This is a genomic window from Haloparvum alkalitolerans (assembly GCF_055381565.1).
The window spans coordinates 1,647,219-1,670,205 of record NZ_AP043938.1 but is presented as its reverse complement, the minus strand read 5'-3'; the positions used below and the strand labels follow the sequence as shown (position 1 = coordinate 1,670,205).

Genomic DNA, 22,987 nt, shown 5'->3' with positions numbered 1-22,987 from the left:
CGTTCGTCGCTCGGTACGGTTCGAAAAACGGTGTGGTCGGTCAGTCGCCGCCCGCTTTCTGCTGGATCTCCTCGACGATCTCCGGGTTCCGGAGCGTGCTGGTGTTCCCCAGCTCCTCGCCGTCCGCGATGTTCTCCAGCAGGCGACGCATGATCTTCCCCGACCGCGTCTTCGGCAGGTCGGGCGTGAACACGACCTGCTCGGGGCGGGCGATGGGGCCGATGGCGTCCTCGACGCCCGCGACGATCCGCTCGCGCAGCGCGTCGTCCTCCTCGTAGCCCTCCTCGGTGATGACGTAGGCGTACACCGCCTCGCCCTTGATGTCGTGGTGGCCGCCGACGACCGCGGCCTCGGCGACGCCCTCGACGCCGACGATGGCCGACTCGATCTCCATCGTCCCCAGCCGGTGGCCGGAGACGTTGATCACGTCGTCGACGCGGCCGAGGACGGTGATGTAGCCGTCCTCGTCGATCTTCGCCCCGTCCTCCGGGAAGTAGACCCAGTCGTCGGGGTCGTCGCTGTCGAGGTCGGAGTACTCGGCCCAGTACTCCTCGATGTAGCGCTCGTCGTTGTTGTACAGCGTCCGGAGCATGCCGGGCCACGGTTTGTCGACCGTGAGGTAGCCGGCGCGTCCCGCTTCGACTTCATCGCCCTGGGTGTCGACGATCCGTACGTCGACGCCCGGGAGCGGCGGTCCGGCCGATCCGGGCTTCATGTCGCCGACGCCCGGGAGCGTCGTGACCATCATCCCGCCGGTCTCCGTCTGCCACCACGTGTCCACGATGGGACACTCCTCATCGCCGATGTGCTTGTAGTACCACTTCCACGCGCGCGGGTTGATCGGCTCCCCGACGGTGCCGAGCAGCCGCAGGCTCGAGAGGTCGTGAGCGTCGGGGTACTCCGACCCCCACTTCATGAACGCGCGGATCGCGGTCGGCGCGGTGTACAGCTGGGTCGCCTCGTACTCCTCGACGATCTCCCACAGCCGGTCGCGGTCCGGGTGGTCGGGCGTCCCCTCGTACATCATCGTCGTCGTCCCGAGCGCGAGCGGCCCGTAGACGATGTAGGAGTGGCCCGTGATCCAGCCGATGTCGGCCGAGCAGAAGTACGTGTCCTCGGGCTTGATGTCGAGGACGGACTGGGAGGTCCAACTGGCCCACGCGAGGTAGCCGCCGGTGGTGTGTTTGACCCCCTTCGGCTTGCCCGTGGTCCCCGAGGTGTACATCAGGAACAGCATGTCCTCGGCGTCGCGGACGACCGGCTCGACCTCGGCGCCCGCGTGGGCGGCCACGAGGTCGCCGTAGTCGTGCTTGTCGCCGAGGTCGCGGCCGAAGTCGTCGCCGTTCGGGCCGAGGCGGTCGACCACGACCGTCGTGGTCTCGTGGTCGACGCCCGAGAGCCCCTCCTCGGCCTTCTCGAGGTGGTCGAGGGGGTCGCCGCGGCGGTAGTAGCCGTCGCAGGTGACGAGGTACTCGGAGTCGGCCGCGTTCATCCGGGTCGCGAGCGCGTCCGCGGAGAAGCCCGCGAAGACGACGCTGTGGGGCGCGCCGATCCGGGCGCAGGCCAACATCGCGACCGGCAGCTCCGGGATCATCGGCATGTACAGCGTCACCACGTCGTCCTCGCCGACGCCGATGTCGCGGAGCGCGGCCGCGAACTCGTTCACCTCGCGGTGGAGCTCCTCGTAGGTGTAGGTCCGGTCGTCCTCGTCGACCGGCTCGCCGACCCACTCGATGGCCGCCTCGTCGCCGCGCTCGTCGAGGTGCCGGTCGAGACAGTTGGCCGAGGCGTTCAGCTTCCCGTCGGTGAACCACTCGTAGAACGGCGGGTCGCTGTCGTCGAGGACCTGGTCGTACTCCTCGTACCAGTCGAGGAGGTCGGCTGCGCCCTCCCAACAGGCCGGCCAGTTCTCCTCGAACTCCTCGTAGATGCCCGGGTCCGAGACGTTCGCCTGCTCGACGAACGACTCGGGCGGTTCGAACACCTCCTGTTCTGCCAGTCGCGCTTCGAGTTCCGCGTCACCCTCTGTCATGGGACGGTCGTACACTACAGATCATGGGTAATAAGCCCCGTATCTAATTATCAAAAATACGCTCCGAGCGGCGCGTGAGAAACGCCGGCCGGAGACGGGGAGAACGCCGCCCTCGAGCGCCCTATCGCTCGAAGACCGCCTCGAGCAGCTCCCGCTGGGCCTTCCGGAGGTGATTGTGGAACGTGGGCGAGGAGACGCCCATCGCGTCGGCGACCTCCTCGGCGGTGCTGTCCCGCGGCCAGTCGAAGTAGCCGCTCTCGTAGGCGGCCTCCAGCGCCGTGCGCTGGCGGTCGGTGAACCGCTCCGCGACCGTCTCGCGGAGCTGTGCCCCCGTGGTCGGCGGCGCGTCCACCACCTGCCGGCCGACGAGCCGCGCGTCCGGGAACGACGCGCGGAGCCCGTCCGCGATGGGGCCGACCTCCGTGCCCGCAGGCACCTCCGCGACGACCCGGAGCCGGCCCTCCTCCGCGGTCGCCTCCGCGATGGTCGCCCCGCGGCGCGTGAGCGCGCGGACGGGCGACCCCCCCGAGACGACGACCGAGAGCCGACAGCCGTCCTCGCGCGTCTCGACGACCCGCGGCTCGGCGATCCCGCGGACGGCGTCGACCACCTCCGCGACCGCGGGCGGGCGGGCGCCCTCGACCGAGAGGTAACAGAGCAGTTCCGCGTCGGAGACGACGACCGTCGACTCCAGTTCGACGGTGCAGTCGAGCCGGTCGGTGAGCGCCGGGAGGAACGCGCGCGCGTCGCTCGTGCGGAACTCCAGCCGCAACACCGCGTCGGAGTGGAGCAGGTCGCGCCAGCGAAGCGCCGTCAGTCCGCGCCCCGCGACGCGGCCGAGAAGCTCCACCGCGCGCCGCTCCCGGTCGGTCGGCGGGTCGTCCGCCGCGACCACACAGCAGACGCCGTCGGTCGCCCCCGCGTACGCCAGCGGGACCGCGAGCGCCGGGCGCTCCGAGCCCTCCGCCTCGATGGTGCCCGCGACCGGTTCGCCGCGGTCGAGCGCCGCGCTCCAGGCGAGCCCGCTCCCGCCGCGTCCCCCGTCCCCGCCGCCGGACTCGCGGACCGCGTCGAGCGGGGCCGCCTCTCCCGCGGCGGCGGCGACGGAGAGCGTTCCCTGCCGACCTTCGCGCGTGGCCGTCCACGCCGCCTCCCACCGCCGGTCGGCCGCCAGCGCCGCCGGCACGCCGGACAGCAGGTCGGGACGGTCGTCCGCGTCGACCACCGCCGCGACGGCGGCCGCGAACCACTCGGGTCCCGCGTCGGACCCGCCCTCGTCGCGGACGGCTTCATCCCCGACCGATCCACCCTCGGCCGATCCACCCTCGGACGATCCATCCTTGGCCGATCCACCCTCGATCGCGTGCGCGCCGTCGGTCGGCCGGTCGCCCGCGAGCGCCGCGACCACGGCCGTCTCCGAGGGCTCCGTCAGATGCGGCTCGAGCGCGTCGAGCGTCTCCCATCCGCCGACCGCCCGGACGATCCGGGGGTCGACTTCCTCCTCGACGAGGAGGCGGCGGGCGAAGGTGCCGCGGAGCGTGCGCGGGGTCACCTCTCGGAACCGGTCTCGCCCCGTCCGCTCGGCGGCGCGGTCGCCCACCTCCGCGACGAGCATCTGGATCCGGCGCGGCGAGAGGTCTACCAGCGGTTCCTCGGCAGCGACCCCGCGCTCGGCGGCGTACCGCTCCGCCGCGGCCGCGAGCGAGTCGGGGACGACGACGCGCCTGTCGGGCCCGCCGTCGCCGTCCAGTACGGTCAGCACTCGGGCGTCGAACGCGTCGGTCGTCGCACCGCCGGCCGCGGTGTCCCCCGCGTTCGGCTCGACCGCCTCGTCTGCGGGCCCGGCCTCATCTGCGGGCCCGATGTCGGACGGACACACGCGCGGGACCTCCGAGGTCCGCAGTCCCGCCTCCCCCGCGAGACGGACCACCAGGTCGGACCGATCGGTGGCGGCCGCCTCGCGGAAGGTCGCGTACTCGTCGGGCGTCAAGGCGTCGGGCGCCATGCGTTTCGTAAGAGATCTAAAAGCCGAAGCAAAAAACTGTCGCCGACGGACCGCGCCGCCGTTCCGGCGGGACCCGGTCGGAGCGCGGCACGCCCGATTCGGTCGGACGGGACTCCCCGCCCGGACGGACGGGACACTCGACCTGCACGGACGGGTCTTTCGGCCCGGACGAACGGAGCGGACCGTTCGAGGGGCGCTCGCGACGCTCGCCGGCCGCGACGCCCGACATATTTCGGGTTCAGTAGAAATAGCGAAACGTCACTCCTCGCGGACGGCCGAGGCGATCTCGCCGACCACCTCGGGGTTCCGGAGCGCGCTGATGTCGCCGAACTCCTCGCCCTGGGCGATGTCCTCCAGCAGCCGGCGCATGACCTTTCCGGACCGGGTCTTCGGGAGGTCCGAGGTGAGCACGACCGCGTCGGGGCGAGCGATCTCCCCCACCCGGTCGGCGAGTTCGTCGCCGATCCGCTTCCGGAGGTCCTCGTCGGACGGCGCCTCGCCTCGGGTGGTCGCGTACACGAGGATGCCGGCGTCGGCGGAGCCGACGACCGCCGCCTCGGTGACCCCCTCGACCTCGACGACGGCGGCCTCCAGCTCCGCGACGTTGAGCTGCTGGCTCGAGACGCGGACCACGTCCTCGACCCGGCCGAGGATCGAGACGTAGCCCTCCTCGTCGACCGCGGCGCCGTCGCCGGTCCGGTAGCACCACCCGTCGTCGGTCTCCTCCCAGTACTCCTCGACGTAGCGCTCGTCGCCGCCGCGGAGCCCGGTGCACATCCCCGGCCACGGCTTGCCGACCACGAGGTAGCCCGGCTGGTTCGGCTCGACCGGCTCGTTGCGCTCGTCGACGACGCGGGCGTCGATCCCCGGCAGGGGCGGCCCGACCTTCCCCGGCTTCATGTCGTCGACCCCCGGCAGCGTGGCGACCATGGTGGCGCCCGTCTCCGTCTGCCACCACGTGTCGACGATGGGCACCTCGCCGCCGCCGACGTGTTCGTGGTACCACTCCCACGCGCGCGGCGAGATCGCCTCGCCGACCGTGCCGAGCAGCCGCAGGCTGGAGAGGTCGTGCGCGTCGGGGTACTCCGCGCCCCACGTCATGAACGAGCGGATGGCGGTCGGCGAGGTGTAGAACACGTCGACCGCGTTGCGCTCGATGAGCTCCCAGACGCGGTCGCGGTCGGGGTAGTCGGGCGTGCCCTCGTAGATCAGTGTCGTCGCGCCGAGCGCGAGCGGGCCGTAGACGCCGTAGGAGTGGCCCGTGATCCAGCCGATGTCCGCGGCACACCAGTGGGTGTCCTCGGGCTTGACGTCCAGCACCGCCCGCGTGGACCAGGCGACGTGTGCGAGGTAGCCGCCGGTCGCGTGCTCGACCCCCTTCGGCTGGCCGGTGGTCCCGGAGGTGTACATCACGAACAGCAGGTCCGTCGCGTCCCGGGGAACCGGCTCGACCGTCTCGCCGTCGTGAGCGTCGATGAGGGCCTCGTAGTCGTACTCGTCCGCGCCGAGGTGCGTCGGGAGCTCGTCGCCGAGCCGGTCCACGACCACGGTCGCCTCAAGGTCCTCGTCGAGCCGGAGGCGCGCGTTGTCCGCCTTCCCCTTCTGGTTGAACGCGTCCTCCCGCCGGTAGTAGCCGTCGCAGGTGATCAGGTACCCGGAGTCGGCCGCGTCGAGCCGCGTCGCGAGCGCCTCCGCGGACAGCCCCGCGAAGACGACGTTGTGCGGCGCCCCGAGCCGGGCGCAGGCCAACATCGCGACCGGGAGCTCGGGGATCATCGGCAGGTACAGCGTCACCACGTCGTCCTCCCCGACCCCGCGCTCGCGGAGCGCCGCGGCGAGCGCGTTCACCTCCCGGTGGAGGTCGAGGTAGGTGTAGGTCCGGCGCTCGCCGCGCTTGCCGACCCACTGTATCGCCACCTGGTTCTTCCGGTCGTCGAGGTGTCTGTCGAGGCAGTTGGCGCTCGCGTTCAACTCGCCGCCGGGGAACCACTCGTAGAAGGGCGCGTCCGCGTCGTCGAGCACGCGGTCGTAGGGCGCCTCCCAGTCGAGGATGGCGGCGGCCCGCTCCCAGCAGTCGGGCCACTCGGCGGCGAACCGGTCGTGTATCGCCGAGTCGGCGACGTTTGCCGACGCCACGAACGGCTCGGGCGGTTCGACCCGGCCCTCGCCCGCCGCGGGCGTCCCGCCGGCGCGGTCGTTCATGCTCTCGCTTCCGGGTCGCGGTAACGTATATCTTGCCCGTGATCGGCGCGCATGCTGTCGGTTCCCCGCCGCAGATTCTGCCGGTTTCCTGCCGCAGGTTCTGCTGATTCCCCGCCGCCGTTCCGACGGGGCTCGCCACAGGATCCGTCGAGTTCGCGGCCGTCGACGGCGCGACCGGTCGCGGTCGGGATTCGTGAGCTTTTACGTCCGCGGCCGCGGTTGTGTGGACATGATCCTGTCGGACGCCGACATCCTGCGGCGCCTCGAGGCCGGCGACCTCGAGATCGAGCCCCTCGACGACGTCGACCAGCAGGTCCAGCCCGCGAGCGTGGACCTCCGGCTCGGCGAGGAGTTCCTGGAGTTTCAGCGGACGAACATCCCCTGTATCCATCCCACCGAGGCCGACGAGGTCGGCGACTACGTCACCGAGACGCACGTCCCGAACGGCGAGGACTTCATCCTCCACCCGGGCGACTTCGTGCTCGGCACGACGGCCGAGCGCGTCGCCATCCCGGACGACCTCGTGGCCCACGTCGAGGGGCGCTCCTCGCTCGGCCGGCTCGCGGTCGTGGTCCACGCCACGGCGGGCCTGTGTGACCCCGGCTACGAGGGGCAGATAACCCTCGAACTCTCGAACCTCGGCACCGCGCCGGTCGCGCTCTCGCCCGGGATGCGCGTCTCGCAGCTCACGTTCACGGAGCTCTCGACGCCGGCCGAGCGCCCCTACGGCGAGGAGCGCGGCTCGAAGTACCAGGGACAGAAGGGCCCGCAGGCGTCCCGCATCGGCGACGACCCGGAGTTCGCGGGCGAGGCGGAGGTCCGCGGGACGCCCGCCGACGAGGCGGAGCGACCGGCGGACGACGACGCGCGAGGTGACGGGGCGTGAAGTTCATCGAGGAGGTCATCGTCGAGGAGTTCCTGCCGACGGTGCGGGCGATGCTCGCCGAGGACCTCCGCGACCGCGGCTTCACACAGCACGAGGTCGCGGACGCGCTCGGCATCTCGCAGTCGGCGGTCTCGAAGTACGCGCACGGCGACGTGGCGCGCCACGAGCGCGTGGTCGCGGACGCGCGCGTACAGGACCTCGTCGACCGCGTCGGCGAGGGGCTGGCATCGGGCGACATGAGCCGCGTCGCCGCGCTCGTGGAGATCGAGGTGCTGATCCGGCGGCTGGAGGAGGGCGACCTGCTCGCGGAGCTCCACGAGGCGGCGATGCCCGAACTACGGGACGCGGACGTCGACTTCTCGGTCCACGACCCCGAGAGCGGGCTCCGCGAGCGCGAGCGCGTGCTCGCCTCGGTGCGGCGCGGCCTCCGCACGCTCACGAACGCCTCCGGCTTCGCCGCGCTCATCCCGAACGTCGGCGCCAACGTCGTGGAGTGTCTGCCCGACGCCGAGACGATCGACGACGTGGCCGCGATCCCCGGTCGACTGGTGGACGTGAAGGGACGCGCGATGGTCCCCGGCGAGCCCGAGTTCGGCGTCAGCGAGCACGTCGCGACCGTCCTCCTCGCGGCCCGCGAGGCCGGCAGCGACGCCCGCGGCGCCGTGAACGTCCGCTACGACCCGGAGCTGATCGAAGCGCTGGACGACGCGTACGCGACCGTCGCGTTCGACGCGGAGGCCGACACCGCGGCCGCGGTGCGGGAGGCGGTCGACGCGTACGGAGCCGAGGACGGGGACGACGCGAGCGACGCGCTCGTGCTCTACCAGACCGGCGCGGTCGGCGTCGAGCCCATCGTCTACGTGCTCGCGCCGGACGCGCCCGAGGCGGCGCGGATCGTCCGCGAGCTCTGCTGATCGCGGTCAAAAAATACCGACGCAGCGACCCGATCGGAGACCACTCCGGAACGAACGGTGCCGATACCCTCACCGTGGCGCGCGCGAGGAACGCGCGCGAGGGAGGTCGCGGGGCGGGCGCGCTGCGGTGCGTTGCGGTTCCGCGCCCGCCCCGCGGCCGAGGTTGGGGAGGCGTGAGGCTGCGGTGCGGGGCGGTGGGTGGGGCTGAAAGGGGCAGCCGGCTCGACCCGGCCCCGGCGCCTCAAGCACCGCAGCGGGCGGTGCTGAGAGCGAGGAGCGCAGAGCGTGCCGCGGCCGGTCGAGCCGGCTGGGGCTTTCTGGGTGGTTCCGTCCCGATCAGCAGTGCTGCGACAGAAATAGAAGATGAGTCGTACAGAGAGCCGGCTGGGGCTTTCTGGGTGGTTCCGTCCCGATCAGCAGTGCTGCGACAGAAATAGAAGATGAGTCGTACAGAGAGCCGGCTGGGGCTTTCTGGACGGTGCTGTCCAGCACAGCAGGATCTATCCCAGAGCCGGATGCGTAGTAGCGAACGCGGACTGAGGCTTTCGGAGCGGTCGAGACACGTCGGACAAGTGCCCGCCCACTGTACGACCCGACTTCCTACGACCCGACTTCCCAGCGATCGACCGTCGAACACGCCCGCGGAACGCGTTTTTTGCAGTCGTTCGCTCAGTCGTCCGCGGGCGCGGGCGACCGCGAGGAGAGCGCCACGTCGCCGGCGTCGACCTCCAACTCGTCCAGCGCGGCCTGCGCGCCCGCCTTTCCGGAGACGAGCATCGCGCCGAAGGTCGGGCCCATCCGCGGGAGGCCGTAGGCGGTCGCGACCGCCATCCCCGTCGCGACCACGCCGTCGTGGACGACGCCGGTGTGCTCGACGACCGCGTCCTCGCTCTCGCCGACCCACATGGAGTCGTGGCCGGGCGAGTCGTGGCCGGGCGCGCCGTACTGGCCGTCCTCGGTGGCGTCCATGCCGGTGTTGTGCTCCTTCGCGTGCTGGATGCCGGGCGCTTCGAGGACCCCGCGTTCATCGAGCTTGCTGATCACGACCGAGTCGTGGCCCGTCGAGTCGACGACGAGGTCCGACTCCACGGCGATGGGGTCGACGCAGGTTATCTCCCGCGGGAGCGCGTGGACCGGCGTCCAGTTCATCACGATGCCGCCGACGCGGTGGTTCTCGCGGACGACCACGTCGGTGAACTCGGTCATGTTCTGGATCTTCGCGCCCGCGTCGCAGGCGGCCTTGATCAGCGCCGAGCAGGCCTCCGGCCCGTTCGCGACGAACAGCCCCTCGGTCTCCTCGACCGGCTCGTAGTCGACGCCGAGGTCGTCGAGGATCTCCTGTGCGGGGTCGCGGACGGTCACCTTGTTCATCAGGAACCCGCCGAGCCAGAAGCCGCCGCCGAGGTAGTTGTTCTTCTCGACGACCATCGTCTTCACGCCGCGCTCGGCCAGCTCCTTGGCCGTCATCAGCCCCGAGGGACCGCCACCGACGACGATCACGTCGGACTCGGAGAAGTCGAGGAACTCCTCGCTCCACTGTTCGCCGATCGCGCGAGTGACTGCCGCCTCGTCCGCGTCGCTGAAGCCGTCGAACTCGAACATACAACCAAGTAGTATTCTCGGGTTGTATTATTCCTTGTGGTTCCACCGGCTCCGAGAGCGGTCGGGACTCCCGGTGTGCTTGTCGGAGGATCGCGGTCCTGGGTGCTTTTGTCAGTAGGTCGTGGACCCCGGCGCTTTTGCCGGCCGGCCGCGCACTACCCGTCGATGGTTCTCGGACTCTCGCCGTCCTCGCCGCTCGGACACGTCCTCCTGATCCTCCTTGCGAGCGGCGCGGTCTGGGTCGGCAGCGACTGGCTGGAGTCGTCCGCGGAGCACCTCTCGGCGCACTACGGGCTGCCCGCCGTCGTGCAGGGGTCGATCGTCGTCGCGGTCGGCTCCAGCTTCCCGGAGCTCGCGAGCGTCGTCGTCGCCGCGCTCGGCGGGAGCTTCGACCTGGGCGTGGGGGCGGTCGTCGGCTCCGCCATCTTCAACATCCTCGTGGTGCCGGGCGTCGCGGGGCTCGCGACCGACGACGCGCTCGACGCCAACCGCACGCTGGTGTACAAGGAGGCGCAGTTCTACATGGTCGCTGTCGCGGCGCTCATCGTCACGTTCGCGTTCGCGGTCATCTACGAACCGATCCCCGAGGGCCCGCCGCTGGGCGGGTCGATCACGCGCGAACTCGCGGTCGTCCCGCTGTGTCTGTACGGGCTCTACCTCTTCATCCAGTGGCAGGACGTGAGCGACCACGAGGCCGGGGAGCCGCCGGCGGGGATCGCCGTCGGCCGCGAGTGGCTCACGCTCGCGGCGGGGCTGGCGGTCATCCTGATCGCCGTCGAGGCGCTCGTCGGGAGCGTCGAGGCGCTGAGCGTCACGTTCTCGGTCCCCTCGTTCCTCGCGGGCGTGACGATCCTCGCGGCCGCGACGAGCCTCCCGGACACGCTCGTCAGCGTCCGGGCCGCCCGGAGCGGCAAGGCCGTCACCAGTCTCGGCAACGTGCTCGGGTCGAACACCTTCGACCTGCTGGTGGCGGTCCCGCTCGGCGTGCTCATCGTCGGCGCCGCGCCGGTCGACCTCGCGGTCGCGGTGCCGATGCTGGCCGTGCTGACGCTGGCGACGGTGCTTCTGTTCACCGTGTTGCGGACCGACCTGTCGCTGTCGGGCGGCGAGTCGTGGGCGCTGATCGGCGCCTACGGACTGTTCGTCGCGTGGGTGGTCGCGGAGACCGTCGGCGCGACGAACACGATACCGGGGGTCTAGAAGAACGCGGGACCGCGGTCGGCTCGCCGAGCGTTACATGTAGCCGAGGTCGCGCAGGCGCTCCATCAGGTCCTCCTTGTCCTGGGCGCGGCCGGCGCGCTCGGTCGTGTTCTCGAGGTCCTGAAGCCACGCGGGCTCCTCCTCGGTCTTCTCGGTGGAGACCTCGCTGCCGAGCGAGCGGAACCCGGCGAAGTACTTCGGCGAGATGGGCACGTCTTCCTGGTCGACGCCCTCGGGGAGGTCCGCGGCGGACTCGGGGACGTAGCCGTCCTCGGGGAACGCCTCGACGGTGTCCGGGACGACGTAGTTCCAGAAGACGTCCCACACGTCCGCCTCCGCGAACTGCAGGATGGGCTGGATGCGGTCGTGGGGCGGGAACAGGTCGGGGTCGTGCCGCGGCGAGAAGAACGTCTCGTCGGCGCGGGCCTCCTGTTCGTCCCAGCGGACGCCGGAGATGACGCCGTCGATGTCGTACTCCTCAAGGGCGTCGTTGAGCGCCACCGTCTTCAGGAGGTGGTTGCCGACGTAGGTGTCGAGCAGGAACGGGAAGGTGTCCTCCTCGTACTCGAGGATGTTCCGGACGTGGTGCTGGTTGTGCTCGGAGAGGGCGTCGACGGGGATGTCGTCGCCCGGTTCGAGGCCGTGCTCGTCCACGTACGCGCCCACGTCGTCGTTGCGGGCGTACACGAGGTCGATGTCCCACTCGTCGGCCCAGCGCTCGACGAAGTCGGTGATGTCGTCGAAGTGCTGGAAGTGGTCGATGAACACGGCGGTCGGCTTCTCGTAGCCGAACTCCTCGGCCACCTGGTTGATGAAGTAGAGCGTGAGCGTCGAGTCCTTCCCGCCGGTCCACATGACGGCGGGGTTCTCGTACTGCTCGAGCCCCTCGCGGGTCACCTCGATCGCCTTCTCGATCTTGTGCTGGAGTGACGGGTAGTCCGCGGGGGTCTCCCCCTCGCCGTCGGTGTAGTCGACGTCGACGTACGCCGGGAAGTCGTCGCTCATGTGGCTCCGAGAAACCGCGCGACGTTGATAGCTTTTCTGTCTCGCGCCGAGCACGCCGGTATCCCGGAGCGGGGCCGCAACGGAAAGGGTTTCAAGCGCCGCGAGCGGACTCCGGCCCATATGGGACTGTTCGACCGGCTGCGCGGCGACGACGAGGGACGCGTGGTCTTCCTCGGCATCGACGGCGTACCGTACGAGCTCGTTCAGGAGCACCCGGACGTGTTCGAGAACCTGACCGCCATCGCCGAGGCGGGAACCGGCGACCGGCTGGAGAGCATCGTCCCCCCCGAGTCGAGCGCCTGCTGGCCCTCGCTGACGACGGGCGTGAACCCGGGCGCAACCGGCGTCTACGGCTTCCAGGACCGCGAGGTCGGCTCCGACGAGACGTACGTCCCGATGGGCAAGCACGTCCGCGCGACGCGCCTGTGGGACCGGGTCACCGACGCCGGCCGCGACGCGACGGTCATGAACGTCCCCGTCACGTTCCCGCCCTCCTCGCGGGTCCAGCGGATGGTCTCCGGCTTCCTCTCGCCGTCGCTGGACGCGGCCGCGAGCGACGACGACCTGAAGGAGACGCTCTCCGGGTTCGACTACCGGATCGACGTGAACGCGAAGCTCGGCCACGAGGCGGACAAGACCGAGTTCGTCGAGAACGCACACGCCACGCTCGACGCGCGCCACGAGGCGTTCACCCACTACCTCGAGGCGGACGACTGGGACCTGTTCTTCGGCGTCTACATGAGCACCGACCGCGTCAACCACTTCCTGTTCGGTGACTACGTCGACGACGGCCCCCACGCCGACGACTTCCTCGCCTTCTACGACACGCTCGACGACTACATCGGCGAGATTCGTGACTCGCTCGACGAGGACACCGAACTCGTGGTCGCCTCGGACCACGGCTTCACCGAGCTCCACCACGAGGTGAACTGCAACGAGTGGCTCGCCGAGGAGGGGTGGCTCTCCTACGAGGACGACGATCACGACTCGCTCGCGGACGTACACGAGGAGTCGCGCGCCTACTCGCTGATCCCGGGTCGGTTCTACGTCAACCTGGAAGGCCGCGAGGCGAACGGCTCCGTCCCCGAGTCGGAGTACGAGGCGGTCCGCGACGAGCTGATCGCCGACCTGGAGGAGCTGACCGGCCCGGACGGCCGGCAGGTCTGCAAGCGCATCGTGAAGGGCGAGGAAGTGTTCGACGGCGCGGGCGACGACATCGCGCCCGACGTGGTCGTCGTCCCCGCGGACGGCTTCGACCTCAAGTCCGCCTTCTCGGAGAAGGAGGCCGTCTTCACGACCGGACCGCGCAACGGGATGCACAAGTTCGAGAACGCCGTCCTCTACTCGACCGCGGATCTGGACGCCGACGGCGCGAACCTCTACGACCTGACGCCGACGATCCTCGACCTGCTGGACGTCGACGCAGAGGGCGCGACCTTCGACGGCGAGAGCCTGCTCGCGGACTGACGACTGGACGGCTTTTTCAGTCGGGACCCCGACGCCGGATCCATGACGCGTTTCTCGCCCGGCGATTACCTCCACCGGGCCAGACGGCAGGTCCTGACCGACCTCCGCGAGGACGCCTACCTCCCCTACGTCCTGCTGCTCGCGGCCGGACTCTGCACCTTCTGGATCTGGCACCGCGTCCCGAACTTCGCCACGCGCGACGAGAAGAGCCGCATCCTCGACGTGCTGGTGGCGTACGGTCGGGTCATCGACGAGCCCAGCCTCGCCTCGCTGCGGGAGGGCGTCGCCTGGAGCCGCGTCCCCTTCGGCGCGACGTTCCACCTGTACGCGCTCGTGCTGCTGCCCGTGGTGCTCGCGGCCGCGCTGCTCGGCGAGTGGGAGGCGTTCGCCGCGCTCGGGTTCCCGGCGTGGGAGTTCGGCTTCTACGGCGCGTGGCAGACGCTGCCCGAATGGGTCTGGACCGCCTCCATCCTGTTGGTCCGGCTGACCAACGTCGCGTTCGCGCTCGGGTGCGTCTACCTCACCTACCGGATCGGCGCGGCCGCGTACGACCGCACGACCGGCGACCTCGCCGCCCTCCTCCTGACGCTCACGTTCGGCTTCCTCACCATCGCCCACGAGGGCGGCGAGGACATGCCGGCGCTGTTCTTCGTCCTGCTGGCGCTGTACCTCGGGCTGCGCTACGTGCAGACGGACGACGGCGGACTGTTCGTGCTCGCGGGCGCGGCCGGCGGGGTCGCCATCGCCTTCAAGCTCACCGCGGCGCCGGTCGTGCTCGTCGTCGGCGCCGCGTACGTCCTCCGGGCGCGGCGGGTCCGCGAGGAGGCCCGCCAGGGCGCCGCGGGCGACACCGACGGACCGACCGCCGGCCCGCGTGCGGCGCTGTGGCGGCCGAAGCTGTTCCTCGGAGCCGCGTTCGCGGGCTTTCTCGGCATCGTCCTCGGGTTTCCGACGGCGCTGGTCGGCGAGGTCGGTGAGGTCGTCACCCGGATCTTCGGCGGCTCGACCGCGCGGGCGACCCACACGACCGGCCCCGACGCCCCGATCTGGTGGTGGTTCCTCCGCGGCTACTTCAGCGGGCTCTCGCTCCCGCTGTTCGCCGCGGGGCTCGTGGGGACCCTCGCGAGCGTCGCCTCGCTCCGACGCCGCGACGCCGGCGTCGACGGCACCGCGCTGGTGTTGACCGCCCTGTTCGCGTACCTGCTGCTGTTCTCGGCGTGGCACGACTTCCGGGTCCACCACCTGCTGCCGACGTTCCCCCTGATCGCGCTCGTGGTCGGCGAGCGACTGCTCGCGCTCAGGGAGTCCCGGCCCGCGGTCGTCCGACCCCTCATCGCGGCGCTGCTGATCACGAGCGGCGCGTACGCCGCGGTCGGCGTCGGCGGCTACGCGGACATGCCCCGCGACAACGCGGAGGCGTGGCTGGAGGCGGAGGCCGGTCCGAACGACGCGATCGAGGTGTACCGCGTCGACTTCCAGGACACCGCGGTCCCGTACGACGCCCGCGTCAACCACGTCGCGCAGCCGGGCGACGCGGAGATGGTCCACTGCCCCGAGTACGTGCAGGTGGGCTACCGCGACCTGCTGTACCTGAAGGAGGACTCCTACTACCGAACCGGCCCGATCCAGCGGTGGTTCATCGAGGACCTGGTCCACGAGGAGACGAACTACGAGATCGTCGCCGAGTTCGGCCCCCGACCGCCGGAGTTCGTCCCCCAGCGCGCGACGCCCGGCTCCGTGACGGACCTTCTCCCCTACGGCGTCGTCCCGCAGACGGACCAGTACGCCGACGAGCAGGAGCTCCGCCCGAACCAGTACACCCTGATCCTGGAACGGACCGGCGAGTGCGAGGCGGACCGCGACCCGCCGTTCTGACCGGCGCTGATGAGCGGTCCGGGCGACGCTGCGGACGTTTCTGTCGACGCTCTGTACGGCGTTTCTGGAACTGCTGTCGATCCTGCTGATCGAGACGGTACCACCCGGAAAGACCCAGCCGGCTCTCCGTACGACGCGTTTTTTGTTTCTGTCGCAGATCCTGCTGCTCCTGACAGCAACACCCAGAAAGCCCCAGCCTGCTCGACCGGCCGCGGCACGCTCTGCGCTCCTCGCTCTCCGCACCGCCCGCTGCGGTGCTTGAGGCGCCGGGGCCGGATCGAGCCGGCTGCCCCTTTCAGTCCCACCCACCGCGACCGCACCGCAGCCTCACGCCTCCCCAACCTCGGCCGCGGGCCGGGCGCGGAACCGTAGCGCGCCCGGCCCGCGACCTCCACCGAAAATCGGAGATTTTCGAGCAGCCGGCGTGCAGTAGCGCGCCGGCGACCTCGCGCGCGTTGCTCGCGCGCGCCGACCGCACGGCCGGCCGAGCGTTTTTCGCGGATGGGGCAGAACTCCCGCCGTGAGTGCAGCCTGATCGTCCCGGCCGCGGCGCATCGCCCCGCCGGTTGTCCCGTGCCCAGCGCGCGTGGGGTTGCCAGCGCGCTACCGCACGCTGGCTGCTCGGAAATCTCCGATTTCCGGTGGAACCCGCCCGCGGTCGGAGCAGCGCGGAAGCCGCGAGCGCGGTCGAGGGCGTTCAGCGTGTGCACGATGAGCGCAGCAGTACGCTCGACCGGTGAGGAAAAAGCGACGTACAGCGCCGTCTTCTCTACGACCGCCGGTTGGTCGGCTCGCGGGGCAGGTCCAGCGACTCGGTCAGGTCGTGCTCCTCGCCGGTGAGGATGTAGAGCACGTCCTCCAGGACGACCACGAGCTCGGGCAGCTCTCGGGCGACGAGGTAGGTGATCCCGACCAGCGCGACGACCGCGAGCAGCTGGCTGATGATCCGGTCGGAGACGAAGAAGGACACCCGGTAGGGGTCCGAGGCGCCGAACATCGCCAACACGAGCTCGGGGTACCAGTGCATGTACTGGTTGCCCGCGACGACCGTGATGAACGTCGTGCGGAGGATGTTCAGCACGTAGATGATCGGCAGCGACACCGCGAGCGCGCGGAGCTTGCGGTTCAGGGGCGCGCTCACCGCGCCCACGAGCCCGCCGAAGATGGCCATGCTCCCGATGCCGGTACACGCCAGCACGACGGAGATGCGGACGACGTGCCCGTCCGGAAGCACCCACCTGAAGGCGGCGTCGTACCCCTCGGTGCTGGTCACGCGCTCGGGGTCGTAGCCGAGCAGGTCGATCAGGAAGCCGGTCTGGTCGGCGACGATCTCGATGAGCACCTGCCGCGGCGCGGGCAGCGTCGCGCCCGCGACCGTGACCGCGGGGATCGTCTCGAACGGCAGGTAGATGAACAGCATCAGCCCGACCGCGCGGGTGAGCACGAACAGCGAGCTGCGGCCGCGGTACAGCAACAGGCCCGCGTACGCACACGCGGGCGCGCCGACGAGCGCGAGGATGCTCTCGACGTAGCTCTGGTGCTCGAACGCGAAGTAGGGGACCATGTACAGCCAGAAGAGGCCGAACAGTCCCCACGCCGCGGCCGCCAGATCGCGGCCGCGGTCGCTCCCGCGATAGTCCAAAAGCGCCGCGATCCCGAACAGGACCGCGACGATCCACGCGAACGTGAACGTGTCCGGAACCGCGGTGAAGACCGCCTCCGTGACGCCGCTCTGCATCACGCGAATCGAGGGCCGGCGCGCGTAAAGCCCTTATCGTTGCGTGCGTCGGAGGCGCTCAGTAGCGAAGGGGCCACGGGCTCGGGCCACCCGCTACCAACGCCTCCGTTTCAGTGCGGGACTTCAATAGTGGGTCGTGTGCCGGTCCAACGACCGGTTCCGAGGAGACGGAGCGCTCGAACGGAGCGGTTCGGCGGCGAAAGACTGCGATCAGCTATTTCGATCGATCCACACACAGAACGCATCGAAGTCGAGTGCCCCACACTGGTCCGCAATGTTCCGAAGTGTCCCGGTTCGGATCTCGCCGGTCTCGGGGTGTCCGTACCGGAGCTTGCAGTGGCTCCCCGTTCGGTCCACCGGACGGTATCCGTTGTCGATGAGGACGGCAGCGACCTCTTGTCCCGTGAACTGCCGCCGAGTCATTCCTCGTCCGCGTCGAACCACGGAACGTCCGGAACGCCGGCCTCGTCGGGGACCGACTCGGGGTCGAGACCCCACTCCCGGAGGTCCTCGTCAGTGACCGGCTCGCCGGCCGCACCGGTGTGGAGCGCGACCGCCTCGTCGATCATCTCCAGGGCGTGCTCGCGGGTCTCGCCCTGCGTCGTCACGCCCGTCTCCCGGTCGGTGACGATCCACGCCTCGCCGTCCGCGGAGCGTTCCAGCGTGATGTGGGACGGGGGGGACGGTTTCTCGCCGTCATCGCCCGTGTCGGTGCTCATGGCTCTCGATAGTTCGTTCCCGGGCAAAAGGGTTCGGGCGCGACCGCGGGCGCGCGCCGCGCTGAGGTACGTAGCGCTGAAAATTGGCTGCAAGCGTTCGCCTTCGCAGGGGATCAGCGTATCGCCTTCGCAGGGGATCAGCGTATCTAAACACTCCCGGATCGGCCACCATCGCGCTCGGTGTCAGTCGTCCGCGGTGTAGGCGCCGCTCCGATGTTCGATCCGATGCACTTCCAGAACACCGCCCTCGCGGTTCAGCGTACAGGCGAGCCGGTACTGCCCCACGCGCAGTTTCGAGAACGGACCGCCCGTCAGTGGCTCCAAGAACTCCGAAGGCTCGCGCCACGGTGACGACACGATCTCGTCGAGTTTGCTGACGAGTCGATCCTGTACGTGCGCGTCGAGGGTCGCGAACTGGTCGGCAGCGCGGGGCGAGAACGATCAGGTCCAGTCACCATCACTCGCCCTCCAGGCTACTCGTCGTCCTCGTTTCGGTCCATCAGTTCGACGACCTCCTCACGAGTGACGAGTTCCGCGCCGGAGCGCAGCTCGTGCTCACTGGTCGCGATGGACTTCCATCCCTCCCGGGAGAACTCGGGGTGTTTCACCGCGTCCCGGGCGACGTATCGGAGGAACTCGCTGCGCGAGTTGAACCCCTCCTCGCGCCACGTCGCGTCGATGTCCTCGAGGAACGCCTCGCTCAGCCGGAGGTTGATCTGTACCATCTCGGGCCCGCTGCCGTCGCCACCGCCTGATTCGGCGTTCGACATATGCTCATGCTTTACGTGCGTGTATGCATAAGCGTTCGTCCGCGGTGGCTTCCGGGCGATGGGGACCGCGAAATCCGGCACGAACCGGTGTCGCGCGCAGGTGACGGCTCAGTAGTACCGCGTGCGCTTCGTTCCGATTCTCGGTTCAGGGCGGGTTCTCTGCCGTATTCAGCTCCGCGAGCGACCCCGTTTCGTACGCTCGACGCCAGAGCTGCAGGACTGCACGGGCGACGAGTACCGGTTCCTCGACGGTGATACACGAGGCGACAGCAGTCTCCGAGTCCGCGTCCGGTGGCTCGTGGAAATGCTTCTCGGGAGAATGCGGGTTCGGGTGACGGTCGAACCGCCAGTTGATCGCTTCGTCGACGTAGTGAAACCGATACGCGCCGCCCGCGTACCACGTCACGTCCAGTCGTGCGGTGTCGGCACCGTCGAAGCCGTCTACGAACCGCACCTGCAGTTCGCGAGGCGAAATCGGGTCGTCGAAGGAAACGTCGTCGACGAGTGGGTCCCGAGCGAAACACCGGTCACGAATCAGCTCCATCGCGCCGTAATCGGGGCCGCCGACGGCCGCCGAGAGCTCCGTCGGATCGATTCCGGACGCCATCAGGCCGTCGCGCCGCGGTCGCGGTCGTCAGCGAGCGCACCGCGTGAGTCGCGGTCCTCGTCCGCGTGCGATCCGCGGTCGGTCGGCCTGTCGTCGGGGTCGAAGTCGTACAGCGCCAGCGCGGCTTGTGCGACCGCGAGGTCGCGCTCGAGCGCGCGCCAGTCGCTCACCGCGGTCCATCCGGCCTCGTCGTCGCCCGACAGCCGGAGCGCGAGGTCGTCCGGGCCGGCGGCGTCGTGCCGGTCGGCGTACGCCGCGAGGCGGTCGCGAACGTCGCGGATGCCCGCGGTCAGCTCCTCTCGCGAGAGTCGCTCGTGGAGGTCGCGGACGCGCTCCATCGCGAGGCTCTCCCGTGATCGGACGTACTTCGTCCCGCGACCGGTCGGGACCGCGGTCGCGACGCCGGTGTCGGCCAGCGTCTCGAGGTGCGTCCGAGCGGTCGGCTCGCTCACGCGGGCGCGGTCCGCGAACGCACTCGCGTACGCGGGCTCGGTCGTCGAGCGAAGGACCTCGTGCACGCGCTCGAAGGGCGTCGTCTCCGCGCACCACTCCTCGACGACCGCCTCGTTCACGGACCCGGACCACGGCTCCTCGTGCTCGACCATATCCGTGATCCAAGCTCCAGGAAGAAATATCTACTCCCGAAAACGCATAGTTGTCCCAACCAGGTCCAGATCGCGAGCGTCGCCGCTACGCGGTCGGTGAGCGCGGTGCGAAAAATGGGCTGCAAATCGGGACCGACCCTCGCGGGTCAGTGGTTAGGCGTCCGTGTTAGGGACGGCGGCGAGTCGCGAGCAGCGCGGCGGCGACGAGCGCGACGAGCGCGACGACGGCGCCGAAGCCGGGCGTGTCGTCGGACGTCGTGGTCGTCTCCTCAGGCTCCTCGGTCGTCTCCTCGGTGGTTTCCTCGGTGGTCTCCTCGGTGGTTTCCTCGGTGGTCTCCTCCGTGGTTTCCTCCGTGGTTTCCTCTTCCGTAGTGTCCTCGGAGACGGACTCAACGACGACACCGTCGACGGTCACACGCGGCACGGCGCCGCTAATGCGAGCCTCGAAGGTGTCCTCGGCAGCCTGTTCACTGAAGTCCATCGTGGTGCTCCACGTACGGTCCTCAGCAACAGTCACAGTCTGCGTCTTGACGAAGCGCGGCTCAGTATCCTCCGTCGCGCTTGCGCGGACGGTGATCTCGGAGCCAGGCGCGACGGTCGTCGTGCCCGTGATCTGCTGGTCGGAGGCAGCCTCGACCTCGACGGGGTCGCTATCGAAGCTACCCTCGCGGTCGTTCAGCGTGAAGGTTCCAGTAACGGCTTCCTGGTCCTCTTCGTCCGGAGCCGTGTCGCGGTCGTCCAGACCGAGCAGGGCGGAGTCGTTCACCGTGAAGGTGGCGTCGAAGGACGCACCGTCACGCATGTTGAGATCGCTCGAACTGATGCCCTGGTCCGTGGTACTGCTTCCACGGTCCCACTGGGCATTATTCGTGTTCAGAACCAGGTAGTAGCTGTCGTTCTCACTGTCGGCGATAACCGAGATGGCGTTCTCCGACTGCGAGAGGTTCAGCGTGATCGGCTGGCGGTTCTGACGCGGGTTGTTCTGCTCGATTGCGAGCTCGAAGTTGTCGTTGTCAACCGCAGCGAGGAAGTCCTCAGTGACAACACCGCTCTCTTCAGCGCCAAGGGCGCCGGCAAGACCGGTCGCGTCGATCTGGTGAACCACGAGGTCCTCCTTCGCAACGTCGGAGGTCTCTGTGAGGTCACCCTCTTCGACGGCCGTCGTGATGTCCTCAAGCTCCTCGTAGTCACCCGCGGTGCCCTTCGGGGCAGTCCAGATAGTCATGCCGTCCGTGGACCGCTCGGACAACGTGACCAGCATGACATCGTCCGAATTGTCGATGACATCGGAGTAGTCGTTGTTACTTCCTGCAAGCACGTAGGTGTCGTAGTCACCAGCACTGATGAGACCGGAGATCTCGACATCGCCGTGCTCGTTCTGGGAAGTTACCTCGTCGTCATCGTGAACAGCAGTGAGCAGATCGTCACCAGTGCCATCGCCCGCCTTGTACGTGTTGAAGCGGAGCGTCACTTCACCGTCGTCGTTGCCGTCCTCGACGGTGGCGTTGTACTGGTAGCCGTCCTCCTCAAGGTTGCCAAGGACAACCTGTGCCGTGTCGGAAGCACCAGTAACTTCGATAGTGTACTCAACGTAGTCACCGCGTTCCTCAGTCACCGTGTTCTGCGCGAAGGATGTCTCGCCTTCCGAGACTTCCTCAACAGTGATGGAGTTCGAATCTTCCGCAGTCGTGTCGATCACGGTATATTCGAGGTCGTAGTCCGCAGCCTCGATACCGGAGAAGTTCGTCGTGTACGTACTGCCACCCGAGACGCCCTCGATCGTGACACGGTCGTTCTCAGTGTCGTTGGACACCGTCAGACCCGTGTCGTCGAAGATCATCTCGAGTTCCTCAGCGGAGAGGTCACCGTCGGCCTCAGTCACGTTGACGGTGAACTCGCCACGGTTGGACTCCAGATCAAGGTCGACCTCGGAGCCGCTGCCCTCGTTGTCGACCGTGTCCGAGCCGAAGTCAGCAGTCAGATCCTGCACGACGATGTCGAAGTCGTCGCTCGCCTCCGCAGCGTCAGGATCACGGACCTGGAAGACTGCCTCGTTACGGTTCGCGGAGTTGAAAACCACGACACCGTTGCCGTCACTCGTTCGCTGGACGCGGGTCGAGTAGCTGTCCGTCCCCGTACGCTCACGGAGCTGGATCTGACGGTTCTCAGTGACGTTGTAGACCGCGAACGACTGGCCCTGCCAGACGATCTCGTCACCGATTTCCGTGTAGTCGTAGGCAGCGTCAACGCCGTACTGGTTGGCGATGTCCTCGTCGGACTCGCTACCGTCCAGAGTCTGGCCGATTGCGAGTTCGAGCGTCGCACTATCGTCGGCACCGCTTGCCAGACCAGTTGCAGCACTGGATTCACCAGTATTCAGAGCGACATCAACATCGTACGTACCGTCGCTCTGATGGTTGGTGATCATGTCACCAGCACTGTTAGCGTCACCAGGGTCGGCGTTGTCGTTGAGCGTCACCTCGATGTTCGATGCACTCGACCCGTTGAGATCGTACTCATCGGTGAGAGTGATCAGAATGGCATTGTCCTGAGCATCAACGTCGAAATCGGTGATCTCTGAACCGTCAACGAATACAGAGACATCGTTGGAAGAGATCGACGTATCGACGTTTGGCTCAGCACTTCCAGCGGAGTAATCGACGTAAATGTCAGAGACATTCCCGTCGGTTAGTACCTGGGAACTGTTGTTAATGCCGAACGTAACATTGTGCTGTGCGTCTGCGCCTGCATCGTTGGGTGTAGCAACGATGCTGCTGGAAGAGTCTTCGATCTGCCATGCTGCAGCACCGCCCGCGAAAGAGAGCGGGACTGCGAACACGGACAGAACCATAATCGCAGCCAGGAACACTGCGCGTCCCTTCGTGCGATAGTTTGTGTTTTCGCTTGTCATGTTTAGTTAGTTGTTGCATCCGGCGACAGGACCTTTCTCCCAACCTTGACCGAACGCCCGCCATCGGCACCAACATCGTCGTCGCGTTCCGGCCGGACTCGGTCAGGGATACTCGCTGCTGCCACCATGGGTAGGGGTACGGACGGAACAAACGCACCTCGTTATAAATACTTTGTGTTGAATGACCTATCGTGTGACGCCTTCACACGCCCGAATCCGGGGGGTAGAGCCGTTTCGGCGGGATTTCCCATAAGTACTTTGTGGCCCGTCCGACGCGTGGCCGACTGAAGACGGCGCGAATCAGGCAGCTCGGGGGTGAGAATCGCGGCCGCGGGCTGGGACGCGGGCGTCGCGGCGCCGGACGCGGTCGCGGGGATGTGCGGCAGCCTCCCGGACATCGGCGTCGCGGACCTCGCGTGTTTGCGGACAGGGATTCAGCTCGCGCGATC

At 68.7% G+C, this 22,987-nt stretch carries 17 protein-coding genes and 1 pseudogene; 5 read left to right on the top strand and 13 right to left on the bottom strand.

Features of this window, described 5'->3' with window-relative positions; all coding sequences use genetic code 11:
- Window positions 1-40: 40 nt before the first annotated feature.
- The 3 genes from acs (ACZ432_RS10710) to acs (ACZ432_RS10700) form a co-directional block, all read right to left on the bottom strand.
- Window positions 41-2,032 carry an acetate--CoA ligase gene (gene acs, locus ACZ432_RS10710; protein ID WP_426964433.1) on the bottom strand — a complete coding sequence of 664 codons (1,992 nt, stop codon included), beginning with the start codon at window positions 2,030-2,032 and terminating at the stop codon, window positions 41-43.
- 121 nt (window positions 2,033-2,153) lie between these two features.
- Window positions 2,154-4,037, bottom strand: coding sequence for a bacterio-opsin activator domain-containing protein (locus ACZ432_RS10705; protein WP_426964434.1), 1,884 nt, complete (start codon window positions 4,035-4,037; stop codon window positions 2,154-2,156).
- 258 nt (window positions 4,038-4,295) lie between these two features.
- Complete coding sequence (gene acs, locus ACZ432_RS10700) at window positions 4,296-6,239, bottom strand: acetate--CoA ligase (protein ID WP_426964435.1); 1,944 nt, start codon at window positions 6,237-6,239, stop codon at window positions 4,296-4,298.
- 229 nt (window positions 6,240-6,468) lie between these two features.
- Here acs (ACZ432_RS10700) and dcd point away from each other — a divergent pair, with 229 nt between their 5' ends.
- Together dcd and ACZ432_RS10690 are read left to right on the top strand one after the other, a co-directional pair.
- Window positions 6,469-7,125 carry a dCTP deaminase gene (gene dcd, locus ACZ432_RS10695; RefSeq protein WP_426964436.1) on the top strand — a complete coding sequence of 219 codons (657 nt, stop codon included), beginning with the start codon at window positions 6,469-6,471 and terminating at the stop codon, window positions 7,123-7,125.
- On the top strand, window positions 7,122-8,039 hold the full coding sequence (locus ACZ432_RS10690) for a thiamine-phosphate synthase family protein (protein ID WP_426964437.1): 918 nt from the start codon (window positions 7,122-7,124) through the stop codon (window positions 8,037-8,039). The genes dcd and ACZ432_RS10690 overlap by 4 nt, the downstream gene beginning before the upstream one ends.
- 669 nt (window positions 8,040-8,708) lie before the next feature.
- Here the strand turns inward: ACZ432_RS10690 and ACZ432_RS10685 are convergent.
- Entirely contained in the window at window positions 8,709-9,641 is a 933-nt protein-coding gene (locus ACZ432_RS10685) for a sulfide-dependent adenosine diphosphate thiazole synthase (RefSeq protein WP_058365606.1), read from the bottom strand.
- Between the two features lie 165 nt (window positions 9,642-9,806).
- Here ACZ432_RS10685 and ACZ432_RS10680 point away from each other — a divergent pair, with 165 nt between their 5' ends.
- Complete coding sequence (locus ACZ432_RS10680; protein ID WP_426964438.1) at window positions 9,807-10,841, top strand: sodium:calcium antiporter; 1,035 nt, start codon at window positions 9,807-9,809, stop codon at window positions 10,839-10,841.
- A gap of 33 nt (window positions 10,842-10,874) precedes the next feature.
- On the opposite strand, the gene ACZ432_RS10675 is transcribed toward ACZ432_RS10680, so the two are convergent.
- Window positions 10,875-11,846 (bottom strand): phosphoadenosine phosphosulfate reductase family protein, encoded by a 972-nt coding sequence (locus tag ACZ432_RS10675; RefSeq protein WP_426964439.1) that lies wholly within the window; start codon window positions 11,844-11,846, stop codon window positions 10,875-10,877.
- A gap of 120 nt (window positions 11,847-11,966) precedes the next feature.
- On the opposite strand from ACZ432_RS10675, the gene ACZ432_RS10670 reads away from it, so the two are divergent.
- Window positions 11,967-13,313 carry an alkaline phosphatase family protein gene (locus ACZ432_RS10670; protein WP_426964440.1) on the top strand — a complete coding sequence of 449 codons (1,347 nt, stop codon included), beginning with the start codon at window positions 11,967-11,969 and terminating at the stop codon, window positions 13,311-13,313.
- 42 nt (window positions 13,314-13,355) lie between these two features.
- Window positions 13,356-15,188 carry a glycosyltransferase family 39 protein gene (locus ACZ432_RS10665; protein WP_426964441.1) on the top strand — a complete coding sequence of 611 codons (1,833 nt, stop codon included), beginning with the start codon at window positions 13,356-13,358 and terminating at the stop codon, window positions 15,186-15,188.
- A gap of 769 nt (window positions 15,189-15,957) precedes the next feature.
- Here ACZ432_RS10665 and artA read toward each other — a convergent pair.
- From artA to ACZ432_RS10625, 8 genes and pseudogenes are all read right to left on the bottom strand, one after another.
- Entirely contained in the window at window positions 15,958-16,926 is a 969-nt protein-coding gene (gene artA, locus ACZ432_RS10660; protein ID WP_426964442.1) for an archaeosortase A, read from the bottom strand.
- Between the two features lie 210 nt (window positions 16,927-17,136).
- A complete protein-coding gene (locus ACZ432_RS10655) occupies window positions 17,137-17,349 on the bottom strand; it encodes a type II toxin-antitoxin system HicA family toxin (RefSeq protein ID WP_426964443.1) in 213 nt (70 codons plus the stop codon).
- Window positions 17,346-17,645 carry a type II toxin-antitoxin system HicB family antitoxin gene (locus tag ACZ432_RS10650; protein ID WP_426964444.1) on the bottom strand — a complete coding sequence of 100 codons (300 nt, stop codon included), beginning with the start codon at window positions 17,643-17,645 and terminating at the stop codon, window positions 17,346-17,348. The genes ACZ432_RS10655 and ACZ432_RS10650 overlap by 4 nt, the downstream gene beginning before the upstream one ends.
- 183 nt (window positions 17,646-17,828) lie before the next feature.
- Window positions 17,829-18,107 (bottom strand): annotated as a pseudogene (locus ACZ432_RS10645) (type II toxin-antitoxin system RelE family toxin); the annotation flags it as partial.
- An 11-nt stretch (window positions 18,108-18,118) separates the two neighbouring features.
- Window positions 18,119-18,415, bottom strand: a complete 297-nt coding sequence (locus tag ACZ432_RS10640) for a ribbon-helix-helix domain-containing protein (RefSeq protein ID WP_426964445.1) — start codon at window positions 18,413-18,415, stop codon at window positions 18,119-18,121.
- A 145-nt stretch (window positions 18,416-18,560) separates the two neighbouring features.
- Complete coding sequence (locus tag ACZ432_RS10635; RefSeq protein ID WP_426964446.1) at window positions 18,561-19,022, bottom strand: hypothetical protein; 462 nt, start codon at window positions 19,020-19,022, stop codon at window positions 18,561-18,563.
- Entirely contained in the window at window positions 19,022-19,627 is a 606-nt protein-coding gene (locus ACZ432_RS10630) for a DUF7342 family protein (RefSeq protein WP_426964447.1), read from the bottom strand. Before ACZ432_RS10630 ends, ACZ432_RS10635 begins: the two co-directional genes overlap by 1 nt.
- A 166-nt stretch (window positions 19,628-19,793) precedes the next feature.
- Window positions 19,794-22,478, bottom strand: coding sequence for a DUF7827 domain-containing protein (locus ACZ432_RS10625; protein ID WP_464378853.1), 2,685 nt, complete (start codon window positions 22,476-22,478; stop codon window positions 19,794-19,796).
- Window positions 22,479-22,987 lie beyond the last annotated feature (509 nt).